Source organism: Nitriliruptor alkaliphilus DSM 45188 (genome assembly GCF_000969705.1).
Lineage (GTDB): Bacteria > Actinomycetota > Nitriliruptoria > Nitriliruptorales > Nitriliruptoraceae > Nitriliruptor > Nitriliruptor alkaliphilus.
In genome coordinates this window covers 4,867,735-4,886,694 of sequence record NZ_KQ033901.1, presented here as the reverse complement: position 1 = coordinate 4,886,694, position 18,960 = coordinate 4,867,735, and the positions used below count along the sequence as shown (strand labels likewise).

At 70.9% G+C, this 18,960-nt stretch carries 21 protein-coding genes; 12 read left to right on the top strand and 9 right to left on the bottom strand.

Going from position 1 to position 18,960, the window contains the following annotated elements; all coding sequences use genetic code 11:
* Window positions 1–3: 3 nt before the first annotated feature.
* Entirely contained in the window at window positions 4–1,227 is a 1,224-nt protein-coding gene (locus tag NITAL_RS22670; RefSeq protein WP_052669977.1) for a sigma-70 family RNA polymerase sigma factor, read from the top strand.
* A gap of 102 nt (window positions 1,228–1,329) precedes the next feature.
* Here the strand turns inward: NITAL_RS22670 and NITAL_RS22665 are convergent, their stop codons facing one another.
* Complete coding sequence (locus NITAL_RS22665; protein ID WP_211262613.1) at window positions 1,330–2,034, bottom strand: hypothetical protein; 705 nt, start codon at window positions 2,032–2,034, stop codon at window positions 1,330–1,332.
* A 61-nt stretch (window positions 2,035–2,095) separates the two neighbouring features.
* A complete protein-coding gene (locus tag NITAL_RS22660) occupies window positions 2,096–2,806 on the bottom strand; it encodes a hypothetical protein (RefSeq protein ID WP_157042042.1) in 711 nt (236 codons plus the stop codon).
* A gap of 202 nt (window positions 2,807–3,008) precedes the next feature.
* On the opposite strand from NITAL_RS22660, the gene NITAL_RS22655 reads away from it, so the two are divergent.
* On the top strand, window positions 3,009–3,683 hold the full coding sequence (locus NITAL_RS22655) for a phosphatase PAP2 family protein (protein WP_169786934.1): 675 nt from the start codon (window positions 3,009–3,011) through the stop codon (window positions 3,681–3,683).
* Window positions 3,684–3,692: 9 nt separating this feature from the next.
* On the opposite strand, the gene NITAL_RS22650 is transcribed toward NITAL_RS22655, so the two are convergent.
* The 7 genes from NITAL_RS22650 to NITAL_RS22620 all read right to left on the bottom strand — a co-directional run bounded on the left by NITAL_RS22650 (window position 3,693) and on the right by NITAL_RS22620 (window position 9,529).
* Window positions 3,693–4,115, bottom strand: coding sequence for a VOC family protein (locus NITAL_RS22650; protein ID WP_052668565.1), 423 nt, complete (start codon window positions 4,113–4,115; stop codon window positions 3,693–3,695).
* Window positions 4,112–4,645: an SRPBCC family protein gene (locus tag NITAL_RS22645; RefSeq protein WP_052668564.1), complete on the bottom strand. Its 534-nt coding sequence runs from the start codon at window positions 4,643–4,645 to the stop codon at window positions 4,112–4,114. Before NITAL_RS22645 ends, NITAL_RS22650 begins: the two co-directional genes overlap by 4 nt.
* Window positions 4,642–4,977, bottom strand: a complete 336-nt coding sequence (locus tag NITAL_RS22640) for an ArsR/SmtB family transcription factor (protein ID WP_052668563.1) — start codon at window positions 4,975–4,977, stop codon at window positions 4,642–4,644. Before NITAL_RS22640 ends, NITAL_RS22645 begins: the two co-directional genes overlap by 4 nt.
* Before the next feature lie 178 nt (window positions 4,978–5,155).
* Entirely contained in the window at window positions 5,156–6,652 is a 1,497-nt protein-coding gene (locus NITAL_RS22635; RefSeq protein ID WP_052668562.1) for an aldehyde dehydrogenase, read from the bottom strand.
* A complete protein-coding gene (locus tag NITAL_RS22630) occupies window positions 6,649–7,458 on the bottom strand; it encodes a gamma-glutamyl-gamma-aminobutyrate hydrolase family protein (RefSeq protein WP_083441915.1) in 810 nt (269 codons plus the stop codon). The genes NITAL_RS22635 and NITAL_RS22630 overlap by 4 nt, the downstream gene beginning before the upstream one ends.
* Complete coding sequence (locus tag NITAL_RS22625) at window positions 7,455–8,156, bottom strand: substrate-binding periplasmic protein (protein ID WP_052668561.1); 702 nt, start codon at window positions 8,154–8,156, stop codon at window positions 7,455–7,457. Before NITAL_RS22625 ends, NITAL_RS22630 begins: the two co-directional genes overlap by 4 nt.
* Window positions 8,153–9,529 carry a glutamine synthetase family protein gene (locus NITAL_RS22620; protein ID WP_052668560.1) on the bottom strand — a complete coding sequence of 459 codons (1,377 nt, stop codon included), beginning with the start codon at window positions 9,527–9,529 and terminating at the stop codon, window positions 8,153–8,155. Before NITAL_RS22620 ends, NITAL_RS22625 begins: the two co-directional genes overlap by 4 nt.
* A 162-nt stretch (window positions 9,530–9,691) precedes the next feature.
* On the opposite strand from NITAL_RS22620, the gene NITAL_RS22615 reads away from it, so the two are divergent.
* The 10 genes from NITAL_RS22615 to NITAL_RS22570 all read left to right on the top strand — a co-directional run bounded on the left by NITAL_RS22615 (window position 9,692) and on the right by NITAL_RS22570 (window position 18,912).
* Complete coding sequence (locus tag NITAL_RS22615; RefSeq protein WP_211262612.1) at window positions 9,692–10,447, top strand: FadR/GntR family transcriptional regulator; 756 nt, start codon at window positions 9,692–9,694, stop codon at window positions 10,445–10,447.
* Window positions 10,448–10,470: 23 nt separating this feature from the next.
* Window positions 10,471–11,190 (top strand): cache domain-containing protein, encoded by a 720-nt coding sequence (locus NITAL_RS22610; protein WP_083441913.1) that lies wholly within the window; start codon window positions 10,471–10,473, stop codon window positions 11,188–11,190.
* Window positions 11,191–11,263: 73 nt separating this feature from the next.
* Window positions 11,264–12,466, top strand: coding sequence for a cytochrome P450 (locus NITAL_RS22605; RefSeq protein ID WP_052668558.1), 1,203 nt, complete (start codon window positions 11,264–11,266; stop codon window positions 12,464–12,466).
* 35 nt (window positions 12,467–12,501) lie between these two features.
* Window positions 12,502–12,690, top strand: a complete 189-nt coding sequence (locus tag NITAL_RS28270) for a ferredoxin (protein WP_052668557.1) — start codon at window positions 12,502–12,504, stop codon at window positions 12,688–12,690.
* 1 nt (window position 12,691) lies between these two features.
* Window positions 12,692–13,936, top strand: coding sequence for an NAD(P)/FAD-dependent oxidoreductase (locus NITAL_RS22595; protein ID WP_052668556.1), 1,245 nt, complete (start codon window positions 12,692–12,694; stop codon window positions 13,934–13,936).
* Window positions 13,937–13,986: 50 nt separating this feature from the next.
* On the top strand, window positions 13,987–14,703 hold the full coding sequence (locus NITAL_RS22590; protein WP_157042039.1) for a type 1 glutamine amidotransferase: 717 nt from the start codon (window positions 13,987–13,989) through the stop codon (window positions 14,701–14,703).
* Window positions 14,704–14,705: 2 nt separating this feature from the next.
* Complete coding sequence (locus NITAL_RS22585; RefSeq protein WP_052668554.1) at window positions 14,706–15,977, top strand: aspartate aminotransferase family protein; 1,272 nt, start codon at window positions 14,706–14,708, stop codon at window positions 15,975–15,977.
* Between the two features lie 120 nt (window positions 15,978–16,097).
* On the top strand, window positions 16,098–16,331 hold the full coding sequence (locus tag NITAL_RS22580; protein ID WP_052668553.1) for a hypothetical protein: 234 nt from the start codon (window positions 16,098–16,100) through the stop codon (window positions 16,329–16,331).
* Window positions 16,324–17,766, top strand: coding sequence for a cytosine permease (locus tag NITAL_RS22575; RefSeq protein ID WP_052668552.1), 1,443 nt, complete (start codon window positions 16,324–16,326; stop codon window positions 17,764–17,766). Before NITAL_RS22580 ends, NITAL_RS22575 begins: the two co-directional genes overlap by 8 nt.
* Window positions 17,767–17,895: 129 nt before the next feature.
* Entirely contained in the window at window positions 17,896–18,912 is a 1,017-nt protein-coding gene (locus tag NITAL_RS22570) for an NAD(P)H-dependent amine dehydrogenase family protein (protein WP_211262611.1), read from the top strand.
* Window positions 18,913–18,960: the final 48 nt, after the last annotated feature.

The window sequence follows — 18,960 nt, the reverse complement described above, 5'->3', positions numbered from 1 at the left end:
CTGATGCCCGAGGAGCTCGACCGGATCTTCCGTGCCGAGTTCGGTCAGGCGGTCGCGACGCTCATCCGCGTGTTCGGCGACATCGACCTCGCCGAGGACGCGGTCCAGGAAGCGTTCGTCGTGGCCGCCCGGACCTGGCCGAGCCGTGGCCTACCACCGAACCCAGGTGGGTGGATCACCACGACCGCTCGGCGACGCGCGATCGACCGGCTCCGGCGCGAGGCCCAGCGCGACGACCGGCAGGCGCAGGCAGCGCTCCTCCAGGAGCAGACGACGGGGCGAGAGGAGGTGGGGCCGGTGAGCGACGACCAGCTGCGGCTGATCTTCACGTGCTGCCACCCCGCCCTCGCCGTCGAGACGCGCGTGGCCTTGACCCTGCGGTTGCTCGGCGGCCTGACCACCGCCGAGATCGCGCGGGCGTTCCTCGTCTCCGACAGCGCCATGGAGCAGCGACTCGTGCGCGCCAAACGCAAGATCCGGGCGACCCACCTGCCCTACCGGGTCCCGGAGGAGCACGAGCTCCCCGAGCGGCTGCGCGGCGTCCTCGCCGTGGTCTACCTGGTGTTCAACGAGGGCTACCTCCCGACCGCCGGCGGCGAGGTCGCACGAGCGGACCTGTGCACCGAAGCCATCCGGCTGGCGCGGCTCCTCGCGGCGCTCATGCCGGACGAACCGGAGGTCCTCGGACTGTTGGCGCTCCTGCTCCTGACCGAGGCCCGACGACGCGCTCGCGCGTCCGCGGGTGCGCTCGTCACCCTGCCGGACCAGGATCGCTCGAGGTGGGACCGGGAGCTGATCGCGGAGGGGCAGGAGCTGGTGCGACGGTGCCTCCGCCGGAACACGCCGGGTCCCTACCAGCTCCAGGCCGCGATCAACGCGGTGCACAGCGACGCGCCAGCGTGGGAGGCCACGGACTGGCGCCAGATCCTGACGCTCTACGACCAGCTCGCGGCACTGGCGCGGTCGCCGGTCGTCACGCTCAACCGGGCCGTCGCCGTCGCCGAGGTCGAGGGACCCGAGGCAGCCCTGGCGCAGCTCGAGGGACTCGCCCTGGAACGCTCGCACCTGCTGCACGCGACACGAGCCGACCTGCTCGGCCGCCTCGGCCGGCACGACGCGGCGGCCGCGGCGTACCGGAGGGCCCGCGAGCTGACCGACAACGAGGCCGAGCGCCGGTTCATCGACGACCAGCTGGACGACCTCGGACCTCCGGGCCACACGCCCTGATGCGACCCGGAGGGCAGCGCGAGCGTCGATGGGGCAGACCCACCCCTGGGTGCGGCCGCCGCCCCGGGAGCGGGGCGGCGGCCGGCCGTCGGCACGGACCGTTCAGTCGCCCGCGACGAAGAAGCGCCACTGGCCGTCGACGCTGATGCCGACGCGCCAGTCCAGGTACCCGTCCCCGGCGGCCCGCATCGCAGCCGGGTCTTCCAGCCAGACGAGCTCGGCCCAGGCCGCCTCGGCCGTGTGCTCGGAGCGACCGGTGGTGACCTGGGGCCAGACCCAGACGTCGCCGCCGGCCGACAGCGCGGGCGTCGTGGACAGCACCTGGGCGAGACGCAGGAAGGGGGCCTCCCCCGCTGCCTCCAGGTCCCACCAGTAGCCGATCGGGTCGGTGCCGTCCCCGAAGGAGACGGTGAACTCGTCGGACTCCTCGGTGGCGGTGAACAGCAGCTGCTCGTCGCAGCGGAGCGCCGCGTCGAGGAGGAGGTCGCGAAGCGCGGCGACCTCGGCCGGCATCCCGTCGACGGGACGCGGTGCGAGGTCGGCTCCCTGCGCGGAGCAGTCGAGGTCGGGGTCGGCGGCGGGGGCCGGCTCGGGGTCGGTGGCGGTGGCGGGCTCGACGTCGACCGTGCTGTCGGGCGCGGTGGCCGGGTCCGTCGTCGAGGGGGTGGCGTTACCACCGCAGGCGGTCAGCAGGAGGCTGCTGATGGCCACCAGCGTGGTGGCCACGAGGCGGGAGCGCGAGCGCATCGTGGTGCCGTTCGGGAGCTGGCGACGTGGGTCGTCGCCGCACCCTGTCCGACGCGCCACGACCCCCGGAGGTTGCACCCGGGACGGCGCGCAGCCACCCCCGGTGCCGAGCCGCCGCACCTCAGGGGGCGATGTCGTACGTGGGCTCGGAGCGCGACCCGCCGCCGGAGAAGCTGCTGCGGACGACCTCGGCGCCCCCCTCGTCGTCGACCACCCGCAAGGTCAGTTCCAGACGCGAGTCGCCGTCGGTGCCGGTCAGGACGCAGACGAACTCGGCGTCACGCTGGATCACGACCCAGCGCGGGCAGTCCGCGGTCCACTCCTGCTCCCACCGCTCGCTGAGATCCGCCGCCAGGTGCGTCTCGAACGCAGCCATCCCCGCGAGATCCCCACCGCCGACCCCGAGGACCACGATGCCGACCCGGGCGCCGATCCCGACGGCCACGAGCGCGTAGGCGGACCACGGCTGGCGCCCGAGCGCCCGGGAACGACGCAGCAGGTACGCGGGTGGAAGCAACGCCCAACCCCACCCCGGCGCCTGCGGGCACCCGGCCTCATGGAGCGCGACCCGATCGATCAGCAGCAGCGCCACCACGACGACCCCGGCCAACGGCCCGAGCACGAACAGGGCACGGGGCGGGAGCCACAGCATCCCGGCGACCCCCAGCCCCGCGACACCGACCGCGCTCCAGACCACCGCGTCGCTCGTGTCCTCACCGGTCCGGGGCGGTGCCGCCGACCAAGTCGGGCCCGGCTCCCGGAGCGACGGCAGGGTGACGGCGAAGGCCGCCACGTCATCGGGGAGCGCACGCGGCGGCGATGGCGTCGACATCGGAGGTGAGGCCGCCGGTGGAGCTGGCGGCGGCCAGCCCGGCGCAGGGTGGTGCTGGTCGTGCTCGGACATGGCCATCCCCCCGGAACCCACGGTCCACCGGGCCATCGGCACGTCGGCCACGGTGCTTGAGCGGGCTCGTCCGACCGGCCACGGCGGACGTGGTTCGATCGTCGTTCCAACGAGCGACGCGGAGCGACGCGTGGACCACCCGATCGAGGCACGGCGCACCCTGCACCTGCAACGCTCCCCCTTCGAGGTGGGCGTCATCGTGCGGCTGGCCGTCGTCGCGGCCGTGCTGGTGGGCATGGGGACGCTCCTGGGGCTTCCCCTCGCGGACGGTGCTCCCCCCGGGTTCGACGCCGAACTGTCGGCGCGGGCGACGGCCGAGCCAGGCACCGCAGCAGCCGCGGTGGCCGGTGTGCTGTCCGACGTCGGTCACCTGTTGGTGGTGAGCCTCATCGCCGCCGCCGTCGCCCTTCTCGCCCGGTGGCGCTCGGGGCGCTGGGACGTGGCGCTGCTGCTGGCCGCCGTCCTCGGCGGCGCCACCGTCGTCACCGGGCTGGTCAAGACGATCGTCGACCGTGCCCGGCCCGACGGTGCAACGGTCGACGCGCTGAGCGCAGCGTTCCCGTCGGGCCACACCGTCCGCGCGGCCGCGGTGCTCGGCCTCATCGCCTGGATCATCCGGGTCTGGTCGCGCCACCCATTCACCCGAGCCACCGTGGTGCCGCTGGGGGCGCTGCTGATCGTGGCCAACGGCCTCGCCCGCGTCGTCCTGGGGGTGCACTGGCCGACCGACGTCCTGGTGGGTCTGGCCATCGGCACCGTGTGGTTGCTGGCCTGCGTGTGGCAGCTGCGTCCAGCGGCCAGGTGACCCGACGGACTACTGGTCGAGCCCGCCGGCCGGTGCAGACCGCGTCGTGTTCGCGTCTTCGACCAGGAGGTGCACGACCCCGGCCGGGTCCTTGATCCAGCGGGTCCGGGCGCCGGGCGCATCGAGCGGCTCGATCTCGTCGCACGGGTGCACCCCGTCGTCGGCCAGTCGCTGCAGCGCGGCATCGAGGTCGTCGGTGCGCAGCTCCAGCCAGACGTCCATCCGGCTGTAGGTGTCCACCCGGTCGAGCCACAGGGTGTTCGGGCCGAACGGCAGCGCATGGGTCCGGGCCACCGTCGGGGCGTCGGCGGCGTCCCTCGCTTCGAGCGGGAGCCCGAGGGTGTCGCGGTAGAAGGCGACGGTCGCGTCGTAGTCGGCCCGCGGGATCTTGATCGCGATGTCGACGCCGCCACCGAAGGCTGGTCCCGTCATCCGCCGGTCCTCTCGTGCGACGCCCCGCCCACCGCGACCGCGGCGTACCGCGGCATCAGGTCGTCGAACGCGGCGGCGAAGTCCGCCCCCTCGCAGCCCTCCTCGAACGCGGCCGCGCCCGTCAGGTGGCCGTCGAGCGCATCGAGGTGGGCGTGCCAGCCCGCGCCGTACTGCACCGGGTCGACGGGGAGCCGCTCGTGATCGAGTGTGAGACGCGTGCCACCTCCGATGTCGACGAGCCCGAGCCGCAGCACCGACGGACCTTCGCCGGTGTAGTCCCAGGTCAACCCGAGCTCGCGTGGCGGGTCCCAGGTGGTCACCGTGCAGGTCGCGGTCTCCTGGTCGTCCATGCGCAGCACGAACCGTGCGGCCGGTCCGGGGCGCCCCTCGATCACGTGACCGAGCCAGGCGCGCAGGCGGGCCGGATCGGTGAGGGCGGCCCAGACCTCGTGCGGCGGCACCGACAGCACCCGTTCGAGGTGCACGGCGCCAGCGTCCCGGTCGACGGTTCCGAGCAGTGGTCGGTTCACGTGGTGGTCTCCTGATCGGGGTGATCGAGCAGGTGCTCCTCGAGTGCGTCGAGCCGCTGGTTCCACCGCCGCGTCTGCAAGGCTGCCCAGCTGGCCAGGTCGTCCAGGGCCGCGGGCTCCAGGCGGTAGACGCGGCGTTGGGCGTCCACCGTCCGGGTGACGACCCCGGCTTCGCGGAGCACCTTCAGGTGCTTGGACGTGGTGGGTTGGCTGATGCCGAACCGCTCGTTGGCCTCGGTCGCGAGCGCACCCGCGGCGACCGCACCGTCGCGAGCGAGTCGCTCGACGAGGGTGCGGCGCACCGGATCGGCCACGGCCTGGAAGACGTCCATGGCCGTACTGTCGCATACATCTATATAGCCGTCAAGCGAAACGAAGACGTGCTCCACCGCTGAGCGACCTGACGGCCCTCAGCGGCGGCGGGCACCCCAGCAGCAGGGTGACCAGCGCGACCACGAGGAGCAGCGACAGCACGCGGATGAGGATCCCCCAGACCTCGAACGCCGGGCCTCAGGCGCCGATGTGCAACCAGGTGGTCTTGCGGTGGGTGTAGTTGTCGACCGCATGCAGGGACTTGTCCCGGCCGTAGCCGGACTCACCGGAGCCCCCGAACGGCACGGTGATGTCGCTCGCGTCGAAGCAGTTGATCCAGACGGTGCCGGCGCGCAGATCGCGAGCGGTGCGGTGGGCCGCCGACACGTCGGTCGTCCACACCGCAGCGGCCAGCCCGTACGAGGTCGCGTTGGCGATGTCGATGGCCTCCTCGAGCGTCCGGAACGTCAGGACCGAGAGCACGGGCCCGAAGATCTCCTCCTGCGCGATACGCATCTCGGGACGCACGGCGTCGAAGACGGTGGGCTCGACGTAGAAGCCCCCGGTCTCCTCACGAGCACGGCGACCACCGGTGATCAGGCTCGCGCCCTCAGCCTGGCCGACGGCCACGTACTCGAGCACGCGCTGGAGGTGTCGTTGCTCGACCACGGCACCGATGCGCGTCGACGGATCGAGCGGATCTCCTGGGTGCCACTGCTCAGAGCGCTCGACGACACGCTCGAGCACCTGGTCCTTGATGTCGTCGTGGACGAGCAACCGTGAGCCGGCGCTGCACGCCTCGCCCTGGTTGAAGTAGATGCCGCTGACGATCGCGTCGGCGACGCGATCGAGATCGGGGGCATCCGGCAGCACGATCTGTGGGCTTTTGCCGCCGCACTCCAACATGACCTTCTTCATGTTGGATTCGCCGGCGTAGATGAGGAACGCTCGACCGACCTCGCCCGAGCCCGTGAAGCCCAGCGCATCGACGTCCGGGTGACGACCGAGCGCTGCCCCCGCCGTCGGTCCGAACCCGGGGACGACGTTGAGCACACCGGGCGGCAGCCCCGCTTCTGCTGCGAGCTCCGCCAACCGAAGGGCCGTCAGCGGTGACTGCTCGGCCGGCTTGAGGACGACCGAGTTGCCGACGGCGAGCGCGGGCGCGAGCTTCCACGCCGCCATCATGAGCGGGAAGTTCCAGGGCACGACGGCACCGACGACACCCACCGGTTCACGGGTGATGGTCGCGAGCTGATCCTCCGCCGTCGGCGCCACCTCGCCGTAGAGCTTGTCGATCGCCTCGGCGTAGAACCGGAACGTCTGGAGCGTGACGCGCAGGTCGACGGCGAGGGAGTCGCTGATGGGCTTCCCCATGTCGACCGATTCGAGCAGCGCGAGCTCCTCGCGGTGCTCCTCGATGAGATCGGCGAGGCGGAGGAGCGTCTCACGCCGTTCCCGGGGTGACCGCCGCGCCCACCGCCCGTCCTGGAACGCCGACCGTGCGGACGCGACGGCCCGATCCACGTCCTCGGCACCACCTTCGGCGACCTCGGCCACCACCCGACCGTCGCGGGGCGAGATGCACGGGAAGGTGCGACCGGTGGCGGCCGCCACCGACCGCCCGTCGATGTGGAGACCGGCCGGGGGCCGTAGACCAGCGAGACGCGTCGTCCAGTCCGCTGTGGCCGTGGTCATGCGCGTGCTCCTGGGTCCTGGGCGGTCACGACGGCCGGTACGCGCGGGACGGTGACGAGCTCCTCCGTCGCCGTCGCCGTTCGGCGAGTCCGGCGTGAGGCGGCCACGAGCCAGTCGAACAGCGCCTGCTGCGCCGGCGCCTCGTCTGCGTCGTCCTCCGGGTGCCACTGCACGCCGATGACATCGCCCCTGGTGTGCTCGATCGCCTCGATGACGCCGTCCGGGGCCCGCCCGGTCACGACGAGGTCCGCACCGAGGCGAGCGATCGCCTGGTGGTGGTAGGAGGAGACCGTCGGCGTCCTGGTGCCCATCGTCCGTGCCACGACGCTGCGCTCGCGCAGGATCACCTCGTGGCGGCCGTCGCGATGGCCGACGGCGTCCGGTTCGAGGTGCTGCACGAGGGTGCCGCCGAGCGCGACGTTCAGGATCTGCGTGCCACGGCAGACGGCGAGCAGCGGCCTGCCGAGGTCGAGCGCCGCCAGGGCGACGCTGCAGTCGGCAGCGTCCTGCGCCGGATCGCCGCCATCGAGCGCCACGTGGCGGCTCGTCGAACCGTACGACGAGGGGTCCACGTCCGCGCCGCCGGGGAGCAGCACGCCGTCGAAGCGTGCGAGCTGCTCGATCGGATAGCCGTCGGGCACCGGGTACAGGACGACCGGGTCACCCCCCGCGCGTTGGACGGCGTCGAGCAGCCGACGGGCCGCGACGACCGCCTCGAAGCGCAGGCAGCTCGCCTGGCTGGCGTACAGCCCGGCGACCGCGATCAGCGGGCGTCGGGTGCTGTCAGCGACGTCGTCGCTCGTCACGCCGACACCTGGAACGGGTACGGCAGGCTCGGCAGCTCTCGCTCCCACAGGGCTTGCAGGCTGCCGTCCGCCTTGACCGCCCGGAGCGCGTCGTCCAGCGGCTGGCGCAGGGACGATCCCTTCGGGAGCGCCACCCCCCAGGGGTTGCGGGTCTCGACGGTGAAGGCGAGCTCGTAGGCGGGATCCGCATCCAACGGCACCAACACCACGTCGTCGTCGACCACCGCATCGACCACGTGGTCCCGAAGTGCACCGAGCATGTCGCCGAACACGTCGTCGCTGGCGCCGTCGAACCCGACGATCTCGGCGCCGGTGAAGGTCCGAGCCAGCAGCATGTTCGCGCTGCCGGCGATCGCCGCGACCCGCCGACCGACGAGGTCCTCGGGCCCCGCGACGCCGGCACCTGGCCGGGTCAGGACGGATTCGTTGAAGATCGCGTACGGCTCGGTGAAGTCGACCAGTCGTTGGCGTTCCTCGGTGATGCCCTGCCCGCACCACACCACGTCACCACGTCCAGCGTCGATCGCGGGGTAGAACGCCGACCACGGGGTGTACACCCACTCGACCTCGCGTTCGAGGCGCGCCGCGACCAGCCGGGTGATCGCCGGCTCCAGCCCGGCTCGGTCACCGTCGCCGGCCGTCCAGAACAGCGGCGGTGCCTCGAGGTCGGCGCAGACCACGCGCAGCGGCGCGGTCACGGCAGGTACTCCAGGTACCAGCGCCGCTCCCAATCCGTCACGGCGCCGCAGTACCTCGCCCACTCGTCCGCCTTGAGCTCGAGGTAGAGATCCACCAGGCCCGGCGGGAAGGCGCCACGGACCACGTCGTCGTCCTTCACCGCGTCGAGCGCCTCGCCCAGCGAGAGCGGCAGTGCCGGGAAGGGGCTGTCGCTGTCGTAGCCGCTGCCGACCAGGGGTTCGCCAGGATCGAGCTCGCGGTCGAGTCCGTCCTCGATGGCGGTGAGCAGCACCGCATGCGACAGGTAGGGGTTCGTGCTGGCGTCCGGAGCCTTGTACTCGAGGCGGCCGCTGGTGCTCAGTCGGACGGTGCAGGTCCGGTTGTCCATCCCCCAGTTGACCTTCGTCGGCGCGAACAGGCCCGAGTCCCAGTACCGCTTGTAGGAGTTCACGGTTCCCGCCACGAACGCCATCGCACCCGCGCAGTGTTCGAGGATGCCGCCCAGCATGTGGCGACCGGTCTCGCTGAGGTGGATGTCGCGGCGCCCGGGCTCGACGAGCACGTTGTCGTCACCACGCCACAGGCTGAGGTTGTGGTGGCAGCCGTTCCCCATCACACCGGCGTAGGGCTTCGGCATGAAGCTCGCGATGACGCCGAACTCCCTGGCGACCTGACGACATATCTGCCGGTACAGGATCAGCCGATCGGCGGTCAGGTGGCAGTCGTCGAACATCCAGTTGAGTTCGAGCTGCCCCGCGTCCTCGTAGTCGCCCTCGATCATGTCGAGCCCGAGCGCCTGGGCGTAGCTGACCACGCGCTGGTAGATGGGCCGCATGATCTCCAGGGAGCCGGCGTGGTAGGCGGGCGAGGCGCCCTCGCGCACGTGGACCTCGAGGCCATCGCCCTCCCAGGTCATCTCCGGTTCGCAGCCGCTGCGCAGTCGCAGCCCGGTGCGGTCGGTGAACCGCTCGTGGAGCCGGAGCAGGTTGCCCCGACAGTCCGCAGCGAAGGGCTCGCCACCGATCTCGGGCGTGTGGCGCGGCTCGTAGACGCGACACAGGAACAGGCCGACGGACGTGTCCCACGGCAGCACCTGGAACGAATCGATGTCGGGCAAGGAGGTGAACTCGGGTGCCTCGGCACCGCCACCGAGGTAGTTGCCGTGCCGATCCGCCTGGAGATCGGAGATCGCGGTCCGGTGGAAGTTGACGCCTCGCTCGAGGTTCCGCTCGAGGTGCGCGGCCGGGACCATCTTGGTCAGGACGCGGCCGTTGAGGCTGATCGACTGGTAGTAGAGGTACTTGACGCCCGCGTCGTCGATCCGCTCTCGGACCGCAGCGACCGCCGCTCGCTGGGTGTTGCGCTCGACGTGCTCATCGAAGGCGTTGCTCATGCGTCACTCCCATCCCATCGGCGCGGCGGTACCGACCGCTCGGCACCGCCCACGCCCGCTCGCCCAGACATTAACCTATGGTTCCATATGTTTCAACCAAGACGGTCACGTTGCTACCGTCGCGGCCAGCAGCGACGCGAGCCAGGTCGAGCGGGAGGGGACGTGTCGGAACTTCCGAGCGGTTCGTGGGACGGTGTCCGTGCCGCCGTGTTCGCTCCGGTCGAGCGGCTCGGACGCGTCGACAGCATCGTCGAACGACTGACGGAGGCGATCGCGCTCGGCGTGTTGCGGGACGGCGAGCGGCTGCCCAGCGAGTCCCAACTCGCCGCGCAGCTCGGCGTCTCCACCGTCTCCCTGCGCGAGGCGCTCATGGCGTTGCGCCAGCAGGGTCTGGTCGAGACGCGCCGCGGTCGAGGCGGCGGCACCTTCGTGCTGTCCCCTCCCGACGCGTTGAAGACGGAGCTCGCCGCGCGGGTCCGGTCGTTGTCGCTCGAGGACCTGCGCGAGGCACAGGACCACTACACCGCCATCGCTGGGGCGACCGCTCGGCTCGCCGCCGAGCGAGCGGCACCCGAGGACGTCCAGCGGATGCGGGAGGCAGCCGAGGCCTTCGAGGGAGCACGCAGCCTGCCGGAGTTCCGACGTGCCGACGGGTGGTTCCACATCGAGGTCGCCGTGGCATCACAGTCGGTCCGTCTCACGCAGGCCGAGGTCGGCTGTCAGGCCGATATCGGTGGGCTGCTCTGGCTTCCCGAACGAGCCCGTGACGAGGCCGCGAAGGCAGCCGAGGATCACGGGGCCATCATCGAGGCGATCCACGCCGCGGATGGGCGACGAGCCCGTGACCTCGCCGAGCAGCACATCACCGACGCCATCACGCTCGTCGCCGAACTCCGGCTACAGCTGTTGCGAGCCTGAGGCGTCCCACCGCTGGAGGAACCATGTCACGGGAGGCGTCCTCCCCCCCAGACACGACCACCGTGGCGGCACAGGTCGCCGCGTTGGTGGACCACGTGTACGAGATGCTCGACGAGATCGGCACGCAGGTGGCCGAGCTGGCGACGGCGGGCACGGCGGCACTGACCTCCGGTGGCCTCGTCGCGCTGCGACCGAGGATCCACGGGCAGCTGCAGCAGCACGCGGACCTGCTCTCGGGCACCGGCTTCGTGGCCGCCCCGGGAGCCCTGCAGGACGTCGAGTACTGGCTCGAGTTCTGGACGGTCGACGACGGGGGCCAGCTGGAGCAGATGCACCTGGGCACCGATCCGGCCGCCGCCGACTTCTACGACTACACGCGCCGGCCCTGGTTCCAGCTCGCTGCGGACGCGGCGGAGCGCGCCTTCGACGGCCCCTACGTCGATCACCTGGGAGCCAACACGTACACGATCACCACGTCCGTCCCCGTCGTTGCCGGCGGTCGCTTCCTCGGTGTCGCCGCGAGCGACCTGTACCTGAGCAGGTTCGAGCGCCGCGTCCTGCCGCTGCTCCTGCGCCTCCCCGCGCCAGCCACGCTCGTCAACGACCGCGGCCGCGTCATCGCTTCGACCGATCCCCGACATCGAACGGGTGCACGCCTGGCCGCCGACGGCGCCGACCCGCACCGGCCACCGCCGGGGGCGGTCCGCTGCGGCGAGCTGCCGATGCGCATCGTGCAGGAGTGATGCACCGCCGCCTTGACGCGATACCTATGGTGTTATAGGTTTTCCCCGGACGCGCCTTCCGGAGGGAGACGAGATGACGCCGACCGCACTCGCCGACGTGGAGGCGCCGTTCTTCGACCTCTCCGACCCGACGTTCGACGTCGCCTCGGAGGAGGTCCACCGAGCGCGGGAGCGCAGCTGGTTCGCGCGCACCAACCTCGGCGTCGCCGTCCTGCGGTACGACGCGGTCAGCGAGCTGATCAAGGATCGGCGCCTGCGACAGGGCAGCTACGCGTGGCCGAGCCACCACGGCATCACCGACGGCCTCCTGGCCGACTGGTGGAGCGGCATGCTGCTCAGCAAGGAGGGGGACGAGCACGGCCGGCTCCGACGCCTCGTCAACCCCGCCTTCTCTCCGCGGGTCATCAAGCACATGGCGCCGGACTTCCGCGAGCTCGCCAACGAGCTGGTCGATGCGTTCGTCGACGACGGTCGCTGCGAGTTCATGACCGCCTTCGCCGAGCCGTACGCGGCCCGCGTCCTGACCAAGCTCCTCCGGATCGACGAGCGCGACTGGAAGCGCATCGTCGACTACTCGACGACCCTCGGTCTGGCGTTCGGGATCACGATCGCGCAGGACCAGGACCAGATCGAGGACGCGTTGCGCGGACTCTACGACGTCGTCGACGAGATCGTCACCGAGCGCCGGCGGTTCACGGGCGACGACTTCATCTCCAACCTCGTCGCCGCCCAGGCCGGAGACAAGCTCTCCGACGAGGAGCTGCGCACCATGCTCGTGCTGCTGATCTTCGGCGGCATGGACACCACCCGGAACCAGCTCGGCCTGGCGATGCAGACGTTCGTCGATCACCCCGACCAGTGGAGACTGCTGGCCGAGCGTCCCGAGCTCGGCGGCCACGCGGTCGAGGAGGTCATGCGCAACCGGCCCACGATCACCTGGGTGACGCGTGCCGCCACGACGGACCTCGAGTACCGCGGCGTGCTGATCCCAGCGGGCACGACGCTGCACCTCCTCTCGGAATCGTCGGGGACCGACCCGGCCAAGATCGCCGACCCGACCTTCGACATCACGCAAGAACGTCCCTCGCACTTCGGCTTCGGCGGTGGCGTCCACTACTGCCTCGGGCACTTCCTGGCACGCCTGGACATGAAGGAGGCATTGCCGATCCTGGCGCAGCGACTGCGTGATCCCGCTCTGGACGGTCCGGTGCGCAGCCTCGCACCGAGCGGGAACACCGGCCCGATCGAGCTGCCGATCCGCTTCACCACCGCCTGACCATCCCATCGGCGGAGCGAGGGAGGAACGACACCATGCGCATCATCGTCGACCGTGGCCGCTGCGAGCAGCACGGGCAGTGCGCCATCGCTGCCCCGGACCTGTTCGAACTGGACGGCAACGGCGACCTGCATCACCTCGAGCACGTCCCCGAGGGTCAGGAGGCGCTCGCGCAGGACGCGGCCGACGTCTGCCCCATGCAGGCCATCGCGCTGGAGGGCTGACGTGGACGCCGGGCATGTCGTCGTCGTCGGTGCGTCGGCCGCCGGGCTGCGTACCAGCGAGCAGCCGCGCGTCGCCGGCTGGAGGGGCGCGATCACCGTCGTCGGTGACGAGAGCCATCCGCCGTACCAGCGGCCACCGCTGTCGAAGGACTTCCTCCACGAGGCGGCCGTGGGCGGACGACGTGACGCAGCCGCCGATCCGCTGATCCTCCGTCCGCGCGCCGGGACGGCACGGGTCGACTGGCGCCTCGGGACGCGGGTCGTCAGCTGCGATCTGCGTCGAGGTGAGGTGGGGCTCGACGATGGCACCCGCCTGCCCTTCGACGGCCTCGTCGTCGCGACCGGCCTGCGGGCGCGGAGACTGCCCCTCGTGGGCCCCGAGCGAGGCCGCCACCGCCTGCGCACGCTGAACGACGCGCGCTCGCTGGCGGAGGAGCTCCGCCCGGGCGCACGGGTAGCCATCGCGGGTGCCGGCCTGATCGGCTGTGAACTCGCCGGCACGCTCGTGGGGCTCGGGGCCGAGGTCGTCCTGGTCGACACGCTCGACGTCCCGCTGGCCGGCGTGCTCGGTCAGCACGGCGGGCAGTTGGTGCAGCGCCACCACGAGGGCCGGGGTGTCCGGTTCCACCTCGGACGCCGCATCATCCGGCTCCTCGGCGACGAGCGGATCTCCGGCGTCGAACTCGATGACGGCACCGCGGTCGTCGCCGACCTCCTCGTCGAGGCCATCGGCGCCGCTCCCGCCACCGACTGGTTGGAAGGCAACGCACTCGACCTGCGCGACGGCGTGCTGTGCGACGAGCACCTGCGTGCCGAAGGCACCGATGCCGTCGTCGCGGTCGGTGACGTGGCTCGGTTCCCGAACCTCGCCTTCGACCCCGTGCCACGACGGATCGAGCACTGGACGAACGTGATGGACACCGCGCGGCGCGCTGGTCGGACCCTGGCCGCCCAGCTCACCGGTGGCGAGCTCGATCCGGCGCCGTTCACGCCGTTGCCGACCTTCTGGAGCGACCAGGGATCGCTACGCATCCAGGGTGTCGGCATCCCGGCCTTGGCGACCGCGTTCGCGCCGCTGGATGAGCCGCTGCCGGAGGGTCTGAGCGGCGTCGTCGGCACCCACGACGGCCGCACGGTGGTTGCGGCACTGCTCGGCGACGGGGTGGTTCCGAGCTCGCTCCTGCGACAGCTGCACGCGCTCGTCGGGCGGTCACCGACGGTCGCCGCGGCGCCCGTCGCGGTGTGATCATCCGCCTCACCGACCGGTCCCCTCCATCCCTCGACTGGAGCCCACGCGTGCGCCGTCTCCTCCTGCTGTCGCACCACGATCTCACCGGGCCCTCCGCGTTCACGCCCGTCCTCGACGCGCATCGCCACAGCATCCCGTGGGAGCAGATCGACGTCGGCGACGACGCCCTGCCCACCGACCTCGACGACGTCGCCGGTCTGCTCGTCATGGGCGGACCGCAGTCGACCACCGACCTCGAACGCCACCCCGAGCTCGTCGACGAGATGAAGCACCTGACGCGAGCGGTCGAAGCCGGCATCCCGGTCCTCGGCGTGTGCCTCGGCGCGCAGCTGCTCGGTCTCGCCCTCGGCGGGGAGGTCGCCAGGCGACGCGTGCCCGAGATCGGACTCCTGCCGCTGCGCCGGACGGCTGCGGCGTGCGCCGATCCAGTGTTCGAGCGGTGGACGGACGACAGTCCGGCCCTCCTCATCCACGAGGACGAGGTGACCGAGCTCCCACCCGGTTCGGTGCCCCTGCTGCACGGGAGCGATGGGGTCCCCGCGTGGTCCCTCGGGTCGGCGCACGCGGTCCAGTTCCACCCCGAGGTGCCCACCGAGCAGCTCGCGTCCTGGTTGGACCTCGACAGCCTGCGTGCCCAGCTCGAGCGGACCGGCCTCGAACGCGATGATGTCCTGCGGGACGCCGCGCGCCACGAGTCGGTCGTCCTCCGCGAGGGCGAGCGTCTGCTGCAGCGCTGGCTGCGAGGTCTCACCCGATCGAGATGACGATGGAGCGCAACATGGATCAGCACCTCGCGGATGTGTGGTTCAAGGTGACCGACCTGCAGGTGGTGTCGGCGTCGGCCGCCACGATCACGACGAACGACGGGACCGACTACCTCGATCTGACCTCGGGGATCGGCGTGGTCAACACCGGGCACTGCCACCCGAAGGTCGTCGAGGCGGTGCGGGAACAGGCGGGCCGGTTCCTGCACGCCCAGGTGAACTGCTACCAGCACGACCAGCTCGAGCCGCTCGCGACACGACTGGCCGAGGTGACCCCGGACGGCATCGAGCGCTTCTTCTACGCCAACTCAGGCGCGGAGGCCACCGAGGCGGCCGTGAAGCTGGCGAAGCAGGCCACCGGCAAGCCGAACATCATCGTGTTCCAGGGCAGCTTCCACGGCCGCTCACACCTGACGATGGCGATGACGACCTCCAAGGCGGTCTACCGGGCGGGCTACGCGCCACTGCCGTCCGGCGTGCTGGTCGCACCGTTCCCGTACACCTTCCTGACCGGCGAGGACGAGGCGACCGCCGTCGCGCGTTGCCTCGCGGCCTTCGACCTGCTGCTGACCACGCAGACGTCCCCGGCCGAGGTGGCCGCCGTGGTGATCGAGCCCGTGCTGGGCGAGGGTGGCTACGTCCCGGCCCCACGGGCCTTCCTGGAAGGCCTGCTGGAACGGTGTCGGGCGAACGGCATCCTCTTCGTGGCCGACGAGGTCCAATCCGGTTTCGGCCGCACCGGTGAGCTGTTCGCGATCGACCACGCTGAACTGCAACCGGACGTGCTGGTCATGGCCAAGGGCATCGCCTCCGGGTTCCCCATGTCGGCCATCGGCGCGTCGGCCGAGCTGATGAGCCGCTGGCCCGTCGGTTCGCACGGCGGTACCTACGGCGGCAACCCGATGGGCTGCGCGGCGGCGCTCGCCACGATCGATGTGCTGACGGGGCCGGGGTTCCTCGACCATGCCCGCGAGCGAGGCGACCAGTTCCTCGCGGGACTCCAGGAGCGGCGAGGACGGCACCGCGCCATCGGCGAGAACCGTGGTCTCGGGTTGATGCTCGCCACGGAGGTGGTCGACGACCACGGTCGTCCCGATCCCGCACGGACCGCCGCGATCCTGCAGCACCTGCTCCACGAGGAGCGCGTGGTCGCGATGAGCTGCGGACCGTTCGGCTCGACCCTGCGGTGGATCCCGCCGTTGGTGGTGACACGGGACGAGGTGGATCGGGCGCTCTCGGCGCTCGATCGAGCGCTGGAAGCCACCGCCGGCTGATGGGCCGAACCCATGCTTGAAACATATGAAACTATTGTTTAATGTGGCGGCGGCGCATCGGTGCTTCACCGCTCCGGGTGCGTGTTCAACGGCACGGGGGCCAGAGAGGTGGGAGAGGGAATGGCGGACCGACCGCGTATCGAACTCAAGCCGAGAGCCACACCCGAACTGACGGCAGCCATCGAGGAGATCGTCACGGAGTTCGAGCAGGAGCACGAGGCGAACGTGATGCAGGGGGGACCGGGTTGGGTGCCGCGACTGCGGCGATCCGACATCGTCATCGCCTCCGTGGTGAACCTCGCGCTCGTGCTCTGGCTCGTCATCGCCTTCGTAGGAGGTGGCGCCAATGCGTAAGCAGCGTTCCTTCCTCCGCGAGGAGATGTACTTCAACCTCCTGCCGCTGCGGGCACGCGACCGCCTCTACGGCGGCTGGGACTTCCTCGCGGTCCAGATCTGCTTCGGTATCGCCGCGTGGTTCTTCCTCACCGGGAGCTTGACGGGTCTCACCCTGCCCGCGCGCGAGGCGATCCCGGTCATCCTCGTGGGCAACTCGCTCCCGCTGTTCCTGGTCGCCGGCCTCGCGGCGATCTTCGCGCGGTACGGGGTCGAGCACTGGCAGGGAACCAGCGCCGTCTTCGGCCACCGCCTGAAGGACGTGTGGCTGATCATCTACGTCACGTCCAGCTTCGGATGGATCGCCTACGCCGCGTACCTCTTCGGTCAGAGCGCCACCAAGTTCCTCGATTCGTTCGGTGCAGCCGGCACGGCGACCGCGGAAGGCGGTGCCATCGGGTTCGCGGTCGTCGCCACCGTGGCAGGGGCGTTCATCGCCTACCTCGGCCCGCAGGCCCTCAAGTGGTTCACCCGTGGCGCCGCGCTGCTCCTGCTGGTGCTCCTCGGCGTCTTCACCTGGGTCGTGCTCACCCGCTTCGGCCTCACCGAGATCCTGGCCGCCGAACCGGCCGAGCCCATGGAGTCCGTCGCCTGGAGCCGGGCATCGGCGATCGAGTTCAACGTGGGCCTCGGCTTCTCGTGGGCCTTCTGGTACGGCCAGTGGACCAGGCTGTCCAAGACCGAGCGCGGCGCGTTCCACGGCTGCCTGTGGGGCTGGGGCATCCTCGCCGCGACCGCGGGCGTCTTCTCCGCGTTCGTGGCGCTCGCCCTCGGGCTCTACGACCCGACCGACTGGATCGTGACCCTGGGCGGTGGCCTGGCGGCCTTGGGCCTGCTGCTCTTCGCCATCGCGAACCTGTCGTCGATCGCGGCGGTCATCTACCCCCTCGCGATCACGCTGCGGACCCGGTTCCCGAGGCTCAACTGGGGCGTCGTCATCGCGATCTGCTCGCTGCCTGCCATCGTGCTGGAGAACGAGCGGGTGTTCGCGAACTTCGGCACCTACCTGGCCTACATCGCCCTCCTGACCGGCACCTACGGCGGCATCATGATGGGCGACTACCTGCTCGTGAGCCGCGGTCGGCACGCGTGGCGACTGCGGGACCTGTACGTCGAGGGTCCAGCCAGCCGCTACTGGTACATGGGTGGCTTCAACCCCGCCGCGTTGATCGCCACGGTCGCCGGGGCTGCGTTCTACCTCTGGACGCTCGACCCCCTGCACTGGACCAGCGCCAACGGCTGGTTCCCGTACATCACCGCCGGCATCCCCTCGTTCGTCCTCTCCTTCGTCCTCTACGCCGTGATCATGCGCCTGTGGATCCTTCCCTGGCGCGACGGGGTCGAGGCGGCTGACGAGGAGGACCTCGAGGAGCTCCCGCTCGCACCTGCTCCGTGAGCATCACCGTCTGGGGAGGGCACCCGCCCGGGTGCCCTCCCCAGATGCGATCCACCGCCAACCGAGCGGATGGAACCAAGGCCGATGGGGGCGCAGGCCGCTGGCGGCCCGAGGGAGAGGAACACCACGATGAACGCACCCCGCATCGTCATCTACGGCGTCGGCGCGATGGGGTCGCTGGCAACACGGATGATCCTGGACAAGGGCGGGCAGATCGTGGGCGCGATCGGCCGCAGCCCGGAGAAGCTCGGGCGCGATCTCGGTGACGTCGCCGACCTCGGCTTCGAGACGGGCGTCGTCCTCGATGGGGACGCCGCACGCGTGCTGGAGCGCACACGACCCGATGTCGTCGTGCTCGCGGTCGCCAGCTACATGGAGGACAACCACGCTCACATCCGCACGTGCGTCGAGGCCGGCGCCAACGTCATCACCCTGTCCGAGGAACTCCTCCACTCCTGGACCACCAGCCCCGAGGAGACGGCCGCACTCGACGAGCTGGCGCGGTCCAACGACGTCACGATCACGGCGACCGGACACCAGGATGGCTACTGGGTATCGCTCGTCAGTGCGTTCATGGGCACGGCGCATTCGATCGATGAGGTCCGTGGGCGTGCTTGCTGGAACGTGGACGACTTCGGCCCGGAACTCGCCCGGGACCAGCAGGTCGGCACGACACGCGAGCAGTTCGAGGAGTGGAACGCGACGGCGCAGCGCCCGCCGACGTTCGGCCGCCCCAGCCTGCACGCCCTGGCGGCCGCGGCCGGCCTCACCGTCAGCGTCTCGAAGACCGAGACCCGTCCGGAGTTCGCGCAGGGGCAGGTCTCCTGTCAGGCGTTGCAGGTGACGGTCGAGCCGGGCTGCGTGATCGGGTTCACCGACGTCGACACCGTCGAGACCGACCAAGGCGTGACGCTGGTGCTGGAGATGACCGGCAAGGTCTACGCGCCCGGCGAGTCGGATCACAACCGCTGGGAGATCTCCGGCGAGCCCGATCTCACGCTCGTCAACGACGCCCTGCCCACACACCTCACCACATGCGCGACGCTCGTGAACCGCATACCGGACGTCATCAGCGCCGGACCCGGTTACCGCACGATCGACCAGCTACCTCCGCTGCGCCACCGCGCCGAGAGCCTGGCGACCTGACCGCGCTGGGCGTGACGGCAACGACACCCGGAGTGATCGACGATCGGT

Coding starts and splice junctions, on each gene's coding strand:
- NITAL_RS28270 (WP_052668557.1), top strand. CDS start 12,502: ATGCGCATCATCGTCGACCGTGGCCGCTGCGAGCAGCACGGGCAGTGC.
- NITAL_RS22605 (WP_052668558.1), top strand. CDS start 11,264: ATGACGCCGACCGCACTCGCCGACGTGGAGGCGCCGTTCTTCGACCTC.
- NITAL_RS22670 (WP_052669977.1), top strand. CDS start 4: ATGCCCGAGGAGCTCGACCGGATCTTCCGTGCCGAGTTCGGTCAGGCG.
- NITAL_RS22620 (WP_052668560.1), bottom strand. CDS start 9,529: ATGAGCAACGCCTTCGATGAGCACGTCGAGCGCAACACCCAGCGAGCG.
- NITAL_RS22610 (WP_083441913.1), top strand. CDS start 10,471: ATGTCACGGGAGGCGTCCTCCCCCCCAGACACGACCACCGTGGCGGCA.
- NITAL_RS22585 (WP_052668554.1), top strand. CDS start 14,706: ATGGAGCGCAACATGGATCAGCACCTCGCGGATGTGTGGTTCAAGGTG.
- NITAL_RS22635 (WP_052668562.1), bottom strand. CDS start 6,652: ATGACCACGGCCACAGCGGACTGGACGACGCGTCTCGCTGGTCTACGG.
- NITAL_RS22580 (WP_052668553.1), top strand. CDS start 16,098: ATGGCGGACCGACCGCGTATCGAACTCAAGCCGAGAGCCACACCCGAA.
- NITAL_RS22575 (WP_052668552.1), top strand. CDS start 16,324: ATGCGTAAGCAGCGTTCCTTCCTCCGCGAGGAGATGTACTTCAACCTC.
- NITAL_RS22640 (WP_052668563.1), bottom strand. CDS start 4,977: ATGGACGTCTTCCAGGCCGTGGCCGATCCGGTGCGCCGCACCCTCGTC.
- NITAL_RS22570 (WP_211262611.1), top strand. CDS start 17,896: ATGAACGCACCCCGCATCGTCATCTACGGCGTCGGCGCGATGGGGTCG.
- NITAL_RS22660 (WP_157042042.1), bottom strand. CDS start 2,806: ATGTCGACGCCATCGCCGCCGCGTGCGCTCCCCGATGACGTGGCGGCC.
- NITAL_RS22650 (WP_052668565.1), bottom strand. CDS start 4,115: ATGACGGGACCAGCCTTCGGTGGCGGCGTCGACATCGCGATCAAGATC.